Origin of the sequence: Mesorhizobium sp. M0771 (genome assembly GCF_040320155.1) — a bacterium.
Lineage (GTDB): Bacteria > Pseudomonadota > Alphaproteobacteria > Rhizobiales > Rhizobiaceae > Mesorhizobium.
In genome coordinates, this window is the sequence record NZ_JAMYPC010000001.1 from 575,362 (window position 1) to 590,861 (window position 15,500).

Below are 15,500 nucleotides of genomic sequence, written 5' to 3' on the forward strand. Positions count from 1 at the left end.
AAAACCCGGTGAATGAATTCCTTAGGATTTGACCGGCTTGTCCTTTCCCCTTGATTCCAGAAGGTAATTGTTGATGCGCAGGATTCTCGGTCGGCAGCTTGCGGCGGTAGCGTCCGGTCAGGGCGCGGCGGAACTCGGCGACCTGCCGGAATGGAATCTCGCCGACCTCTATTCCGGCATGGAAGCACCCGAACTGAAGCGCGACCTTGCCAAGGCGGCGGCCGATGCCGTCGCCTTCGAGAACCGCTGGAAGGGCACGCTGGCTGCGGAGGCCGGGCGCGGCAGCGCCGGCAGGCTTGGCGAGGCGCTGACAGCCTATGAGGCGCTGGAGGAACTGATCGGCCGCATCGTCTCCTATGCCGGCCTGATCTATGCCGGCAACACCGCCGATCCGCAGCGCGCAAAGCTCTATGGCGACATCCAGGAGAAGATGACCGACGCCAGCGCGCATCTTCTGTTCTTCGCGCTGGAGCTGAACCTGATCGACGACAAGGCGCTCGAAGCAGCCCTCGCCGCCGACGCCGGCTTTGCCCATTACCGCCCCTGGGTGCTCGACCTCAGAATGGACAAGCCCTACCAGCTCGAGGACCGGGTCGAGCAGCTGTTCCATGAGAAATCGATCACCGGACGCGGTGCCTGGAACCGGCTGTTCGACGAGACGATGACCGATCTGCGCTTCGACATAGACGGCGAGGAACTGACGCTGGAGCCGGCGCTGAACCGCCTGCAGGACGCCGATGGGGAGGTCCGCCGCCGCGCCTCCGAAGCGCTGGCCACAACCTTCCGCAAGAGCCTGCGCACCTTCACGCTGATCACCAACACGCTGGCCAAGGACAAGGAGATTTCCGACCGCTGGCGCGGCTTCGAGGACATCGCCGACTCACGCCATCTCGCCAACCGTGTCGAGCGCAGCGTGGTCGACGCGCTGGCATCGGCCGTGCGCGAGGCCTATCCGCGCCTGTCTCATCGCTACTACGCGATGAAGGCGCGCTGGCTGGGCATGGAGGTGATGAACCACTGGGACCGCAACGCGCCCTTGCCCGAAACGCCGCAAGCGGTGATTCCTTGGGATGATGCCAGGAACACTGTGCTATCGGCCTATCAGCGCTTTTCCCCCGACATGGCGCAGATCGCCCGCACCTTCTTCGACCGCAACTGGATCGACGCGCCGGTCAGGCCCGGCAAATCGCCCGGCGCCTTCGCCCATCCGACCGTGCCTTCGGCGCACCCTTATGTGCTGCTCAACTACATGGGCAAGCCGCGCGATGTGATGACACTGGCGCATGAACTCGGCCACGGCGTGCATCAGGTGCTGGCCGGCGGCCAGGGCGCGCTGATGGCTTCGACGCCGCTGACTTTGGCCGAGACGGCCTCGGTGTTCGGCGAGATGCTGACCTTCCGTTCGCTGCTCGACCAGACCACCGACAAGCGCGAGCGCAAGGCGATGCTCGCCCAGAAGGTCGAGGACATGATCAACACGGTCGTGCGCCAGATCGCCTTCTACGAGTTCGAACGCAAGGTGCATGCAGAGCGCAAGAACGGCGAACTGACCTCCGACAAGCTCGGCCAGTTCTGGCTCGAGGTGCAGGCCGAAAGCCTGGGGCCGGCGATCAAGCTGCGCGAGGGCTATGAGGTCTTCTGGACCTACATCCCGCACTTCGTCCACTCCCCCTTCTACGTCTACGCCTATGCCTTTGGCGACTGCCTGGTGAACTCGCTCTACGCGGTCTACCAGAACGCCGAGCATGGCTTCCAGGATAAGTATTTCGAGATGTTGCGCGCCGGCGGCACCAAGCATCACTCGGAGCTTCTCGCGCCCTTCGGCCTCGACGCCACCGACCCCGCCTTCTGGCAGATCGGGCTTGGCGTGATCGGCGGCCTGATCGACGAGTTGGAAGCGCTCGACAGTTAATGCGCGCACCCATTGGACCGATGGCGCAGAGTGGCAGGTTCAGCAGCGGCCTCGACTTTGCAGAATCGCAGAACAGTTTAGCCGGGATGCATGTGACGGCAGCGCTGTTCTTGTTCTAAATACCTGTTCTTGAATAACTCTCCGGCGAAATTTTCCGTTAGCTTTCCCGAAGCCGTATGATAGCTTTCCGACCGAAGCTCAGCCGGGCGCGCGGCTTAAGGCCGGACAGCATCCCGGCCCATGGCAGCGGTCTGACGAATGCGACAGCGACGGTTGGCAATGGGCGGCAAAGCCGAACGCCGACACTCGACGACAGACCGGCTGTTCCCTGAGCCGCCGAACCACATTGGATGATCCGATCTGCCAAGGTCATGACTTGGGACGGCGGCGGACGGATCCGACTGGAGAGAGACGATGACCTTCTTTTACATTGTCCTGGCGTTCCTTGTAGGTGTGTTGGTTGGCTGGTTTATCTGGGGCCGGCTGCGCGGCGAACTTGACAGCCTGCGCGGCGATCTCGACCGCACCCGCAGCGAGCGGGACAGACTGCGCGCCGACGCCGACCGCCTGACCGGCGAACTCGACGCCTGCGGCAAGACCCGCGCCGATCTCGAACGCCGGCTGCGTGAAACATCGGCTCCATCCGCCAAGCCTTCCAGTTCGGCGCCGGCCGCGCTGGTGTCGACAGCGGCAACGGCCAAGTCCGCCCCGGCCGCGAAACCGGCCCCCGCCAAACCCGCCGCGGCCAAACCAGCTGCGGCCAAATCCGCGGACGCAAAACCAGCGGCCAGCAAACCTGCCGCCGCCAAGGCCGCGCCCAAAGCCGCGGCTTCAAAGCCCGCCGCCGTCCCGAAGAAGGCCGCCCCGGCAGCTGGGAAGGCCGACAATCTGCGCCGCCTGATCGGTATCGGCCCGGTCAACGACAAACTGCTCAAGGGCCTTGGCGTCACGACCTACGCGCAGATCGCCGGCTGGACCGCGGCCGATGTCAAGCGCATCGAGGACACGCTGAATTTCGACGGCCGCATCGCCCGCGAAAAGTGGGTCGAGCAGGCCAAGCTGCTTGCCGCCGGCGACGAAAAGGAGTTCGCACGCCAATTCCCGAGCGCCGGGACCGCCAACAACAGCTGATCTGTCATCGGCAACATAACCAGAAGGCGGCGCTCTCGGGCGCCGTCTTTGTTTTTGCATTCGCCACTGTCTTTGCGCCCTGCGACGCCGCTCCCTCGATTGCACGCCGCCCGGCCCCCATATAGAGCGGTTCTGGCGTCATCGACCGCAGTACCCGAGCCCCATGCCCCTGCCCTCTGCCATTTTCCGCAACGATGAAAGCGGCCGTCAGTTGGTCTTCGACCACCAGGCCGACATCATCATTGCCTATGATGCCAAGGATTTTCTGCCGGCGCTGGTGGCCGCGCAGGCGGCGAGCGATGCCGGCAAATGGCTGGCCGGCTATTTCTCCTACGAAGCGGGCTATCTGCTCGAACCGAAACTGGTGCCGCTGCTGCCTGAAGGCCGGCGCGCGCCACTGGTTTGTCTGGGTGTGTTCGATGCTCCGGTCGAAGAGGCCGTGCCGCGCAACGATGCGCCGGCCACCAATGGCCCCATCTTCGACGCCAGGGCCAGTTGGTCCGCTCAGGACTACGCCAAACGCTTCGCGCGCCTTCACGACCACATCCGCAAGGGCGACTGCTACCAAGGCAACCTGACCTTTCCGGTCCGTGCCCAATGGTCGGGCGATCCGGTTGCTGCCTTCGACGCACTGACAGGACGCCAGCCGGTCAAGTATGGCGCGCTGATTTCGCTCGGCGATCCCATCATCTTGTCGCGTTCGCCCGAGCTGTTCTTCGAGATCGATGCCTTAGGCATGATCGAAACCCATCCGATGAAGGGCACTGCACCGCGCGGCGCGACCAAGGCCGAGGACGCGCGGTTGAAGTCCTTCTTGCGCAGCGATGAAAAGAACCAGGCCGAGAACCGGATGATCGTCGATCTCCTGCGCAACGACATCTCCCTGATCAGCGAGATCGGCACGCTGGAAGTGCCGGAACTGTTCCGCATCGAGAGCTACCCGACCGTCCATCAGATGGTGAGCCGTGTGCGGGCGAAGCTTCTGCCTGATCTCGGCATCCGCCAAATCTTTGGCGCGCTGTTTCCCTGTGGCTCGATTACCGGCGCACCGAAAATCCGCGCCATGGAAATCCTGCACGAGCTGGAAGAGACACCGCGCGACGTCTATTGCGGCGCCATCGGCTGGATCGCGCCTGCCGGCATGATGCGCTTTTCGGTGGCGATCCGCACCATATCGCTCTTTTCCAGTGGCGAGGCCGTTTACAATGTCGGCGGCGGCATCGTCTTCGATTCGACGGCGCAAGAGGAGTATCAGGAGTGTCTGCTGAAGGCGCGCTTCGCGACGGGGACACCGCCGATTTCGAGCTGATCGAGACGATGCGCTGGGAGCCCGGCCAGGGCTTTCTGCGCTTCGAACGCCATCTCGTGCGCCTTTATGGCTCGGCGGAAGAACTCGGCTTTGCCTGCGATCCGCAGCGGATCGGCGAGGTGCTGGCGAATACTATCGGGCCGCAGCAAAAGGCGCTGCGCACCCGGCTCGTCCTGCAGCGCGATGGCGAAGTGACCGCCTCGGTCCAGCCCTATGAGCCGTTCGCCGCCGACAAGGTCTGGCGGCTGCAGCTGGCACGGGTGCGGCTCTCCTCCACCGACACGCTGCTGCGCCACAAGACCGGCCGGCGGCAAGTCTACACTCACGCCCGCTCCGAATATCTGATCACCCAGGCCGACGAAGTGTTGCTCGCAAATGAGCGCAGTGAAATCTGCGAAGGCACCATCACCAACGTCTTCGCCGATTTCGGTGATGGCATGCTGATGACACCCAGGCTCGACTGCGGCCTGCTGCCTGGCGTATTGCGCGCCGAGCTGCTGGACGAAGGCCGCGCCCAGGAGGCGATCTACAGCTATGACGAGTTGAAATCCGCCAAAACACTGTTCGTCGGCAATTCTCTGCGCGGCTTGATCCCGGCAACATTGGCCTGATACGAAGCGGCTGCGAGAATAACCGCCGGCATTGGACACTTTCTAGCGAAGCATGAATTCTCGTCAGCCCACGCACACGCCCTATGATGGCTCCTCAAAGCTCTTCACCATCGGGCTGAAGCCGCTCGAACTCGACAAGTGGATCGAGGTCGACCGGTATCTCTTCGACCATCTCGCCGAAAAGCGCCGGCTGTATGCCGAAATCCCCGACAAGGTGTTTGTCGAGGAAGACGGCACGCGCGACGCCCAGCGCGAAGTGCGCGGCCTCATCGAAGCACATCTGCTGTCGACATTTCCCGGGATGTACCGGCGCACCAATGCCGGGGTTGAGGTCATTGGCGCCAAAGCCGACTCTGACGCCACCTTCCCCGATGCCCCGCTGGTCGCAGCGTCGCTGCTCGTCCAGGAAGACCTGATCCTGATGCGCCGTGACGACACCGGCTGGCGACTCGCCGCCGGCTCGCTGTGCTTCCCGTCATCCTGGTCGCTGGTCGAAAAATTCGGCCGGCCGCTGCAGCAGATCCACGCACCGGTGCCGGGCTTCGGTCCGGGCACCAGGCCGGCCGAGCTCATCAACCGCATGTTCGACGGCCTGCAGGGTCAGGCTGTCGAACGCTTCAACTGGTCGATCCAGGCCGACGACGCGCTCTATCATCCGCTCTCCAATGTCGAGCGCATCGACCGCGCCACCAACCGCCCCTCGCGATTTCCCGACGGCGACGTCAACGCCCACGCCTTCATCCGCGTCGAGCGCCAGACGCTGCGCAAGCTCCCCGTCTCGCGCGACATCCTGTTCACCATCCGCATCCATCTCGACCCGCTGAAAGTGCTGGCGCGGCATCCCGACCGGGCAACGCTTGCCGCCTCTTTCGCGGCGCAATTGCAGGCGCTGGATGAGGCTCAACTCGACTACAAGGGGATGACATCAGACCGTGACCGGCTGGTGCAACGCCTGCAAACCATGGCTCAGGAGTGACGATGATCCGACATGTTCTGAAGCTAGCCGTCCTGCTCGGTGCATTGCTGGCGTTGCCGGCAACAGCGCATGCGGAACCGGTGACCTATGCGGGGAAGCTCGGCAACATCGACATCGTCGTCGAGTTTACCGGTGATCCGGCGACGGCTGGAGAGGCACTGGCGGGCCGCTATTTCTACCGCTCCAAGGGCGTCGATATTCCTCTGCAGGCGAAGTCGAGCAAGGGCGCCACCTTTCAATTGGCCGAGGAAGAAGCCTGCGATGCCAAGAAGTGCGGCGACGGCCAGGCTCCACCCATCGGCGCCGTCTGGCGATTGAGTTCCGCCGACAATGGCAAGACGCTGGAAGGCACCTGGACGGCCAAAAAGACCCTGCCGCTGAAGCTGACAAGGATCGCCAGCCGTGCCCAGACGGAGACGCCGGCGACGACGCCACGCGATCTTTATGATTTCACCGACATGACATTCTCGGGTGACGATGCGCCGATCACCATGGCGGCATCGCCCTACGACTATCTCAAGCTGGATTTCGCGCCCGAGGCAGACGCCAAGGAAGGTTGGCCGGATGCAGCCTACAACTATGTCACCGATCCACGCACCAAATTCGCCAGGCCGCGCATCGTCGATCTCGCCGGCGGCGCGCCGATCGAAGCCGCCAATGCCTTGCTGCAGAACCGCCATTGGCATGACAGCCTCAGCGCCTTGACCTGCGCGGCGCTGCAATACGCCGGCTTCCACGATGGACCACCGATGGAGGGCATGGATGACGATTCGCTTGGCGGCTACGAAGACACGACGTCCAAAGTGACGTCATTGACGCCGAAGCTGATGAGCTGGTCGGAATCCGGCAGCCTCTATTGCGGCGGTGCGCATCCGAACAACTATTCCGACGCCTATGTCATGGACGTGCGCCGTGGCGCCTTGCTTACCCTTCAGGACATGTTTTCCGATACGGGCGACGGCAAGCCAGGCCCCTCGCTGGCCGCCTTCGTCAGGGAAAACCGCAAGAAGCCAAGCGACCAGACCGAGGTGGATTACGAGGCCGAATGCGGCATCGACGATTTGATCAGCGACTATCTCGGCGCCAGCCTGAAGCGCGATGGCGACAGGCAGGTTCTGGTCTTCGGGCTGCAAGGTTTGCCCAACGTCATCCAGGCTTGCGGCGACGATCTCGTTGAAATGCCGGTCTCCGAAGCACAAGCGCTGTTCACACCGGAATTCGCGAAACTGCTCGAACCGTAGGCGCGCATCTGCGCCGTCGGGAACTAACCTTATCCCTGCTTTTCGCTTTATTGTGACAATGATCTATGGTTTGTCGCGCGGCGGTCGAACGGCCGTTTTGGCGCGTTGCTTGAAGGAGTGCTCGATAAAATGGCGAATGAAAACTGGCCCGTTTACGGTGAAATCACCGGCCCTGTCGTGATGATCGGCTTTGGTTCGATCGGACGGGGAACGCTGCCTCTGATCGAGCGCCATTTCAAATTCGACAAGTCGCGCATGACGGTCATCGACCCGCTCGACACCGACCGCAAGCTGCTCGACGAGCGCGGCATCGCCTTCGTGCAGGAGCACGTGACCGAGAAAAACTACAAGAAACTGCTGACGCCGCTTTTGACCAATGGTGGCGGCCAGGGCTTTTGCATCAATCTGTCGGTCGATACCGGCTCGGTCGACCTGATGCGGCTCTGCCGCAAGCTCGGCGTGCTCTACATCGACACCGTCGTCGAGCCGTGGCTCGGCTTCTATTTCGACGCCAGGGCCGACAATGCCAGCCGCACCAACTACGCGCTGCGCGAAGCCTTGATCAAGGAGAAGCACGACAAGCCCGGCGGCGCTACCGCGGTTTCGACCTGTGGCGCCAATCCGGGCATGGTCTCGTGGTTCGTCAAGCAGGCGCTGCTGAACCTTGCCGGCGACCTCGGCCTCGAGTTTTCCGAACCCGCGCAGGACGACCGTGACCGCTGGGCCAAGCTGATGAAAAAGGCCGGCGTCAAGGGCATCCACATCGCCGAGCGCGACACCCAGCGCACCAAGAAGCCGAAGCCGATGAACGTGTTCTGGAACACCTGGTCGGTCGAGGGTTTCATCTCGGAAGGGCTGCAGCCGGCCGAGCTCGGCTGGGGCACGCATGAGAGATGGATGCCGAAGAACGGCAAGGAGCACAAGCATGGCTCCAAGGCTGCGATCTATCTCGAACAGCCCGGCGCCAACACCCGCGTGCGCTCCTGGTGCCCGACGCCGGGCGCGCAATACGGTTTCCTGGTGACGCACAATGAGGCGATCTCGATCGCCGACTTCTTCACCGTGCGCGGTAAGAAGGGCAAGGTGCAATACCGCCCGACCTGCCACTATGCCTATCACCCCTGCAACGACGCCGTGTTGTCGCTCCACGAAATGTTCGGCGCTGCCGGCAAGCCGCAGCCGGTCCACCATGTGCTCGACGAAAACGAGCTGGTCGACGGCGTCGACGAGCTTGGCGTGCTGCTCTACGGCCATGCCAAGAACGCCTACTGGTACGGTTCGCAGCTGTCGCTGGCCGAAGCCCGCAAGCTGGCGCCCTACCAGAACGCTACCGGCATGCAGGTCACCTCGGCCGTGCTCGCCGGCATGGTCTGGGCGCTGGAAAACCCGGAAGCCGGCATCGTCGAGGCCGACGAGATGGACTACAAGCGCTGCCTGGAAGTGCAGTCCCAGTATCTCGGACCTGTCAAGGGCTACTACACCGACTGGACGCCGCTCGATAACCGTCCGGGCCTGTTTCCCGAAGACCTCGACAAAAGCGACCCGTGGCAATTCCGCAACATCCTCGTTCGATAGCGGTTCCATACCCCTGCCTCACTGCCTTGCAATCGCCCGGAAATCGGGCGATTGAAGGGATGCGGACGAGAGCAGTGTGCATCCATTTGGACGCACGAGGGACGGCTCTGGAAACTTGAGGCCACGCACATCGTGTTCCCCAAAACGTCGTGACGATTGGGCCGATGCGTCAGGAGAGGATTTGATATGACGATTGCGCGCAAAATTCTTTCTGCGGGCGCGGCGGGCGTTCTTGCGACGATGCTTGCCGCCTGCACCACCGGCGGCTCCGACGGGCCACCGATCTCATCGCAGGCGCGAGGCGTCGAAGGCTCATGGCTGAACGCCGAAGGCAAGGCGGTCTCGACATTGAACGGCGGCGTCTTCACCACCGTTTCGGCGGAGACCGGTGAGAAATTCGCTGACGGCAGCTACACCAAGACCGGCGCCACCTCGGTCGAGATCAACGGAACCTCGCTGATCCGGCAGCAGCCAATCGCTTTCAACTGCCTGCTGGTGTCCATAAACCAGCTGAATTGCACCAGCTCCGCCGGGCAGAACTTCGTGCTGACCAGGCGCGGCTGAACCTTTCCCATGCGGCTTTGCGGATGGCGGCGCCGCGACGCCGCCACCTTTTTTATGCCGGCAAAACCGATGCCGGTTATCCGCCCTGATTCTTCTTGCATCGCCACAACCGCGATGTGAACATACCCGAAATGCTGGCTGTTATCCTGCAGTCGGGCAAGAGCGTTAAACGCCTTTGATCATATCCGGGAGACGAAGATGAAGAAGCTCGCCGCCATTGCCGCCCTCTCTGCCTCGACACTCGGCCTGTCGGCCGCACCATCCTTTGCCGACTACACGTTGAACATCCTGCATTTCAACGATTGGCACAGCCGCATCGAAGGCAACAACAAATACGAGTCGACCTGCTCGGCCGAGGAAGAGACCAAGGGTGAGTGCATCGGCGGCGCCGGCCGGCTGGTCACCGCGATCGCACAGGAGCGCAAGAAGCTCGAAGGCCAGAACGTGCTGCTGCTCAATGCCGGCGACAGCTTTCAGGGATCGCTGTTCTACATCACCTACAAGGGCACGGCGGAGGAGGAATTCCTCAATCAGATCAAGCCCGACGCGGTGACGCTCGGCAACCACGAATTCGACGATGGCGAGAGCGCGCTGGTGCCTTATCTCGACAAGGCGAAGTTCCCGATCGTCAGCGCCAATGTCGTGCCCAACGACAAGTCCGGCGCCGCAGGCAAGATCAAGCCGTCGATTGTGCTTGAGGTCGGCGGCCAGAAGATCGGCATTGTCGGCGCCGTGACCAACGACACGCCGGAACTCGCCTCTCCCGGCCCCAGCATTACCATCGAGGACGACGTCAAGTCGATCACCGCCGAGGTCGAGAAGCTGAAGGCGCAAGGCGTCAACAAGATCATTGCCGTCACCCATATCGGCTACAGGCGCGAGCGCGATGTCATCGCCAAGATCCCGGGCATCGATGTGGTGGTCGGCGGCCACAGCCATTCGCTTCTGTCCAACACCGACCCGAAGGCGGAAGGCCCCTATCCGACGATGGTCGACAACCCCGACGGCTCCAAGGTGCCTGTCGTGCAGGCCGCGTCCTATTCGAAATATCTCGGCGAATTCAAGGTCGTGTTCGACGACAACGGCAGCGTCAAGGAAGCCAGCGGCGACCCGATCTTCCTCGACAAGTCGATCATCCCCGATCCGGCCGTTCTTGCCCGCATCAAGGAGCTCGGCGCGCCGATCGAGGCGCTGAAGAACAAGGAAGTGGCCGAGACCACCGAGGCCATCGACGGCAGCCGCGAAAGCTGCCGCACCAAGGAATGCGCGATGGGCAATCTCGTCTCCGACGCCATTCTCGACCGCGTCAAGGGACAGGGCGTCGAGATCGTCGTCTCCAATGGCGGCGGCCTGCGTGCTTCGATCGACAAGGGCACCGTCACCATGGGCGAGGTGCTGACCGTGCTGCCTTTCCAGAACACGCTGGCGACCTTCCAGATTTCCGGCAAGGATCTGGTTGCCGGGCTGGAAAACGGCGTCAGCCAGGTCGAGGACGGCGGCGGCCGCTTCCCGCAGGTGGCAGGTCTGAAATACTCCTTCGACAAGTCGGTCGCGCCCAATGCCGGCCGAGTCAAGTCGGTCGAGGTGATGCAGAACGGTGCCTGGGCGCCGATCAATCCGGACAAGGACTATCTGGTCGCCACCAACAATTACGTCCGCCAGGGCGGCGACGGCTACAAGGTCTTCGCCGAGAAGGCCAAGAACGCCTACGATTACGGCCCCGGCCTCGAACAGGTGGTTGCCGACTATCTCGCGGCGCACCGGCCCTATACGCCGAAGCTCGACGGCCGCATCACCGAGGTCGCGGCAACCGTAGCGGCTGCCCCGGCCGCCGAGCCGGCAAAACCAGCCGAACCGGCACCTGCTCCAGCGGAACCGGCAAAACCGGCCGAGGCTGCACCGGCGGAGCCGGCGATGCCCGCATTGCCGGCAGGCTCCGGCGACATCACCACCACGCCGCCGACTGTCCCGGCGGAAACCGCCCCGGCAACGCCGGCTCCGGCCGAACCGGCAAAACCGGCCGAAGCCGCACCTGCTCCGGCAAAGCCGGCTGACGCCGCCCCGGCCGAAGCCAGCCATGTCATCGTCGCCGGCGATACCTATTGGGATCTCGCCAAGAAGGCCTACGGCGACGGCGCCAAGTGGAAGGTGATCTCCGAGGCCAACAAAGGCTACGAACCACGCCGGCTTCCTGTCGGCGCGACCTTGACCATTCCGGCGAAGTAACCTCGCTTCGCACTTGCGACCAGCAAAACCCGTCCGGGTAACCGGACGGGTTTTTGGCTTTCAGGGTAAGGTGCGGCCAGACGCGGCATTGAAAACTCGCGCCACATCGCTAGGTTCGCCCGACATCGTCGGTTTCGCGGTGTCGGGAGACCTTCATGACGCTTTCCACGCCTGTCGACCCCAAAGCCGCGAAAGCGCTCGACCCGCTGCCGGCCGGACATCCGCCGGTAAAGGCAGGCAAGATCGGCGTCATGTTGGTCAATCTCGGCACGCCGGACGGTACCGATTTCAAGCCGATGTGGCGCTATCTCCGCGAATTCCTGTCCGATCCGCGCGTCATCGAACTCAACAAGGCGATCTGGTATCCGATCCTCTACGGCTTGGTGCTGACCACCAGACCGAAGAAGTCCGGCGCCAATTACGCCAGGATATGGAACCGCGAGAGGAACGAGTCGCCGCTGCGCACCTACACCCGCGCGCAGGGCGAAAAGCTGGCCGCAGCGCTCATCGACCTACCCGATGTCGTGGTCGACTGGGCGATGCGCTACGGCAACCCCTCGACCGCGAGCGTCGCTCAAAGGCTGGTCGAGCAAGGCTGCGACCGCATCCTGTCGTTCCCACTCTACCCGCAATACTCCGCGACCACCACCGCGACCGCCAACGACCAGCTGTTTCGCGCCTTGATGAAGATGCGCCGCGCGCCTGCCGTGCGCAGTGTTCCGCCCTACTATGACGAGCCGGTCTACATCGAGGCGCTCGCCCATTCGATCGAACGGCATCTGGCAACGCTAGACTTCGAGCCCGAGGTGGTCATCACCTCCTATCACGGCATCCCGAAGCCCTATTTCGAGAAGGGCGATCCCTATCACTGCCACTGCCAGAAGACGACACGGCTGTTGCGTGAACGACTGGGGTGGGATGAAAAGAAGCTGATCATCACCTTCCAGTCGCGCTTCGGCGCCCAGGAATGGCTGCAGCCCTACACCGACAAGACGGTCGAGAAACTGGCGAAGGACGGCGTGAAATCGATCGCCATCGTCAACCCAGGCTTTTCCGTCGACTGCATCGAGACGCTGGACGAAATCGGCCGCGAGGCGGCCGAGACCTTCCATCACGCCGGCGGCGAGAAATTCGCCCACATCCCGTGCCTCAACGACAGTGCAGAAGGCATGGCGGTGATCGAGGCGATGGTGCGGCGCGAGCTGTCGGGCTGGGTCTGAGGCCGCCACGTTGCGGCGATCGATCGCCGCAGTTGCGCTATTCCATGCACTAATAATCAACGATCACCTGATTGTAACATTATTGAAACACACCTAAGTGTTTGGTGAAGTCGGTTGCATGGAATCAACGCCATGGCCGGCATCTGAGGGAGATTCAAATGGACTTCAGTGGTTTCGGTATTGCGATTGGTGCGCTTGCCTTTCTGGTATTGGTGCTTCTTATCAAAGGCATCCGAACAATCCCGCAAGGCTATAATTATACGGTGGAGCGCTTTGGTCGTTACACCAAAACACTAAGCCCCGGCCTCAACCTCATCGTGCCGTTCGTCGACCGAATCGGCGCCAAGATGAACATGATGGAGCAGGTGCTCGACGTTCCGAGCCAGGAAATCATCACGCGCGACAACGCCATTGTGGGCGTCGACGGCATCGCCTTCTACCAGATCCTCAATGCGGCCCAGGCCGCCTACCAGGTCGCCGGCCTGGAGAACGCCATCCTCAATTTGACGATGACCAACATCCGTACCGTCATGGGTTCGATGGACCTCGACGAACTGCTGTCGAACCGCGACGCCATCAACGAACGGCTGCTGCGCGTCGTCGACGAAGCGGCGCATCCGTGGGGCATCAAGATTACCCGCGTCGAGATCAAGGACATCAATCCGCCGGCCAACCTCATCGAATCGATGGGCCGTCAGATGACCGCCGAACGCAACAAGCGTGCGCAGATCCTCGCCGCCGAAGGCCTCAAGCAGTCGCAGATCCTCGAGGCCGAGGGCCGCAAGGAAGCCGCCTTCCGCGACGCCGAGGCGCGCGAACGCTCGGCCGAAGCCGAAGCGCGAGCCACCCAGGTTGTATCGGAAGCCATCTCCAAGGGCGACGTGCAGGCACTCAACTACTTCGTGGCGCTCAAATACACCGAAGCGATGGGCAAGATCGGTACCGCCAACAACAGCAAGGTCGTGCTGATGCCGATGGAAGCCTCGGCGCTGATCGGCACGCTCGGCGGCATAAGCGAGATCGCCAGGGAGGTGTTCCGCAGCGAAGGCACCGCCGGCGCCGCCAGGCAGGCCGCCCGCCCTCCGGTGGTTCGCCCAGGCGAGAATTGAGGCTAGCTGAGAACTGAGATCATAGGAGCGCACTCCCATGTTCGACCGCATCATTTCCGAACTTGGTCCGTGGAACTGGATGGTTCTGGGCTTCGTCCTCCTGGTGATGGAGGTCATCGCGCCAGGAATATTCATGCTGTGGATCGGCATCGCCGCATTGGTGATCGGTGTGATTTCCCTGCTCGTCTGGGACGCAAGCTTCTGGGCCTGGGAAGTCCAGGTCCTCGCCTTCCTGGCCCTGTCGCTGGTCTCGGCCTTTGCCGGAAAGAAGCTGGTTGGTGGGCGTAATACCCCTAGCGACCAGCCGCTGCTCAACCGGCGCGGCGCGCAGTTGGTCGGCAGGATGGCAACGCTGGCCGAGCCGATCAAGGACGGTCGCGGCCGCATCAAACTCGGCGATACACTGTGGCGCGTCTCCGGTCCCGACCTGCCGGCCGGCACGCAGGTGCGCGTCGTCAGTTCGGCCGACACCGATCTGGAACTGACCGTCGAGGCAGTTTGACATTTCGAAAGCGCATGGCGCTTTCGATCCGGAAAAATCAGGCCGCGTCGCCTAGGGCTTCCCGAACGCGACGCGTCCTTTGATTTTTTCAGGCGGCGCCGATGCGCAGCAGGTCGTGCAGATGAACCAGTCCCACGAGCCGCCTGCCTTCGACCACCATCAGGCTCGTAATGGCCGAATTGTTGATAATCTGCAGCGCCGTCGCCACCAGCGTGTCCGGTGTGGCCGTCTTCGGCTTTTTCGTCATCACCTGATCGACGCTCATTTCCATGAGATTGCTGCCGATGTGACGCCTGATGTCGCCATCGGTGATGATGCCCACCAACGCGCCATCCGCCGTCGCGATCGCCACGCAGCCGAAGCCCTTGTTCGACAATTCGAGGATCGCCTCGCGCATGCCCGTGCCGGAAGACACCAGCGGCAGCCTGTCGCCGACATGCATGATCTCGTGGATCTGCGTGAGGTTGGCGCCGAGCTGGCCGCCGGGGTGGAACGTGCGGAAATGGTCGGGCGTGAAGCCGCGCGCTTCGAGCAGCGCTATGGCCAGCGCATCGCCGACCACCAGTTGCAGCAGGGTCGATGTCGTCGGCGCCAGACCGTGCGGGCAGGCTTCCGGCGCGGACGGCAGGAGCACCACCACGTCGGCCGCGCGCGCCAGCGCCGAGGCCGCGCCCGCGGTAATCGCAATCAGCGGGATCGAGAAGCGCCTGGAATAGGCGACGATGCCCATCAACTCTTTGCTCTCGCCGGACCATGACATGGCAATGATGGCATCGTCTCTGGCGATCATGCCAAGGTCGCCATGATTGGCCTCCGCCGGATGGACGAAGAAGGCAGGCGTGCCGGTCGAAGCCAGACTAGCCGCGATCTTAGTGCCGATATGGCCGCTTTTGCCGACGCCGGTGACTATGACGCGGCCATTGATGCGCGACACCATGTCGACGGCGCGGGCGAAAGGTTCGGCCAGTTCGTTCTCCAGCGCGGCGGCCAATGCCGCCACGCCGGCCTGTTCCGTGGCTACCGTTCTCAGCGCCGAGGCGACCGAAGCCTCCAAAGGCTTCTTTTCTGGGGATCCCGCATGCATGGCTGATGCGATTAGCGCTTTGCCGTTCGCCTGTCCAACA

The 15,500-nt window shown here is 62.8% G+C and carries 13 protein-coding genes; 12 read left to right on the top strand and 1 reads right to left on the bottom strand.

The features are described from left to right. Nucleotides 1-73: 73 nt before the first annotated feature. From NKI05_RS02805 to NKI05_RS02860, 12 genes are all read left to right on the top strand, one after another. Nucleotides 74-1,912 (top strand): M3 family oligoendopeptidase, encoded by a 1,839-nt coding sequence (locus NKI05_RS02805; RefSeq protein WP_023814610.1) that lies wholly within the window; start codon nt 74-76, stop codon nt 1,910-1,912. A gap of 414 nt (nt 1,913-2,326) precedes the next feature. After that, complete coding sequence (locus tag NKI05_RS02810; protein WP_023735032.1) at nt 2,327-3,043, top strand: helix-hairpin-helix domain-containing protein; 717 nt, start codon at nt 2,327-2,329, stop codon at nt 3,041-3,043. Between the two features lie 163 nt (nt 3,044-3,206). After that, nucleotides 3,207-4,352: an aminodeoxychorismate synthase component I gene (locus NKI05_RS02815; protein WP_023735033.1), complete on the top strand. Its 1,146-nt coding sequence runs from the start codon at nt 3,207-3,209 to the stop codon at nt 4,350-4,352. Further along, nucleotides 4,301-4,963, top strand: coding sequence for an aminotransferase class IV family protein (locus tag NKI05_RS02820; protein ID WP_032893849.1), 663 nt, complete (start codon nt 4,301-4,303; stop codon nt 4,961-4,963). Before NKI05_RS02815 ends, NKI05_RS02820 begins: the two co-directional genes overlap by 52 nt. Nucleotides 4,964-5,015: 52 nt before the next feature. Next, nucleotides 5,016-5,939: a heme-dependent oxidative N-demethylase family protein gene (locus tag NKI05_RS02825; RefSeq protein ID WP_023814612.1), complete on the top strand. Its 924-nt coding sequence runs from the start codon at nt 5,016-5,018 to the stop codon at nt 5,937-5,939. A gap of 2 nt (nt 5,940-5,941) precedes the next feature. Then, nucleotides 5,942-7,180 carry a hypothetical protein gene (locus NKI05_RS02830; RefSeq protein ID WP_023691758.1) on the top strand — a complete coding sequence of 413 codons (1,239 nt, stop codon included), beginning with the start codon at nt 5,942-5,944 and terminating at the stop codon, nt 7,178-7,180. Nucleotides 7,181-7,309: 129 nt separating this feature from the next. Continuing rightward, nucleotides 7,310-8,755, top strand: coding sequence for a homospermidine synthase (locus NKI05_RS02835; protein ID WP_023725184.1), 1,446 nt, complete (start codon nt 7,310-7,312; stop codon nt 8,753-8,755). Between the two features lie 186 nt (nt 8,756-8,941). Continuing rightward, nucleotides 8,942-9,319 carry an Omp10 family outer membrane lipoprotein gene (locus NKI05_RS02840; RefSeq protein WP_023671949.1) on the top strand — a complete coding sequence of 126 codons (378 nt, stop codon included), beginning with the start codon at nt 8,942-8,944 and terminating at the stop codon, nt 9,317-9,319. Nucleotides 9,320-9,517: 198 nt separating this feature from the next. Next, nucleotides 9,518-11,545 carry a bifunctional metallophosphatase/5'-nucleotidase gene (locus NKI05_RS02845; protein ID WP_023814613.1) on the top strand — a complete coding sequence of 676 codons (2,028 nt, stop codon included), beginning with the start codon at nt 9,518-9,520 and terminating at the stop codon, nt 11,543-11,545. Between the two features lie 155 nt (nt 11,546-11,700). After that, nucleotides 11,701-12,765 (top strand): ferrochelatase, encoded by a 1,065-nt coding sequence (gene hemH, locus NKI05_RS02850; RefSeq protein WP_023686407.1) that lies wholly within the window; start codon nt 11,701-11,703, stop codon nt 12,763-12,765. 158 nt (nt 12,766-12,923) lie between these two features. Then, complete coding sequence (locus NKI05_RS02855) at nt 12,924-13,874, top strand: SPFH domain-containing protein (RefSeq protein WP_023695711.1); 951 nt, start codon at nt 12,924-12,926, stop codon at nt 13,872-13,874. Between the two features lie 37 nt (nt 13,875-13,911). Then, complete coding sequence (locus NKI05_RS02860; protein WP_023671953.1) at nt 13,912-14,376, top strand: NfeD family protein; 465 nt, start codon at nt 13,912-13,914, stop codon at nt 14,374-14,376. Between the two features lie 88 nt (nt 14,377-14,464). Here the strand turns inward: NKI05_RS02860 and NKI05_RS02865 are convergent, their stop codons facing one another. After that, entirely contained in the window at nt 14,465-15,460 is a 996-nt protein-coding gene (locus NKI05_RS02865) for a KpsF/GutQ family sugar-phosphate isomerase (protein WP_023686410.1), read from the bottom strand. Between the last annotated feature and the right edge of the window lie 40 nt (nt 15,461-15,500).

What these genes read in the sequence shown, in the direction of transcription:
- NKI05_RS02805 (WP_023814610.1), top strand. Translation starts at nt 74, where the DNA reads ATGCGCAGGATTCTCGGTCGGCAGCTTGCGGCGGTAGCGTCCGGTCAG.
- NKI05_RS02810 (WP_023735032.1), top strand. Translation starts at nt 2,327, where the DNA reads ATGACCTTCTTTTACATTGTCCTGGCGTTCCTTGTAGGTGTGTTGGTT.
- NKI05_RS02815 (WP_023735033.1), top strand. Translation starts at nt 3,207, where the DNA reads ATGCCCCTGCCCTCTGCCATTTTCCGCAACGATGAAAGCGGCCGTCAG.
- NKI05_RS02825 (WP_023814612.1), top strand. Translation starts at nt 5,016, where the DNA reads ATGAATTCTCGTCAGCCCACGCACACGCCCTATGATGGCTCCTCAAAG.
- NKI05_RS02830 (WP_023691758.1), top strand. Translation starts at nt 5,942, where the DNA reads ATGATCCGACATGTTCTGAAGCTAGCCGTCCTGCTCGGTGCATTGCTG.
- NKI05_RS02835 (WP_023725184.1), top strand. Translation starts at nt 7,310, where the DNA reads ATGGCGAATGAAAACTGGCCCGTTTACGGTGAAATCACCGGCCCTGTC.
- NKI05_RS02840 (WP_023671949.1), top strand. Translation starts at nt 8,942, where the DNA reads ATGACGATTGCGCGCAAAATTCTTTCTGCGGGCGCGGCGGGCGTTCTT.
- NKI05_RS02845 (WP_023814613.1), top strand. Translation starts at nt 9,518, where the DNA reads ATGAAGAAGCTCGCCGCCATTGCCGCCCTCTCTGCCTCGACACTCGGC.
- hemH (WP_023686407.1), top strand. Translation starts at nt 11,701, where the DNA reads ATGACGCTTTCCACGCCTGTCGACCCCAAAGCCGCGAAAGCGCTCGAC.
- NKI05_RS02855 (WP_023695711.1), top strand. Translation starts at nt 12,924, where the DNA reads ATGGACTTCAGTGGTTTCGGTATTGCGATTGGTGCGCTTGCCTTTCTG.
- NKI05_RS02860 (WP_023671953.1), top strand. Translation starts at nt 13,912, where the DNA reads ATGTTCGACCGCATCATTTCCGAACTTGGTCCGTGGAACTGGATGGTT.
- NKI05_RS02865 (WP_023686410.1), bottom strand. Translation starts at nt 15,460, where the DNA reads ATGCATGCGGGATCCCCAGAAAAGAAGCCTTTGGAGGCTTCGGTCGCC.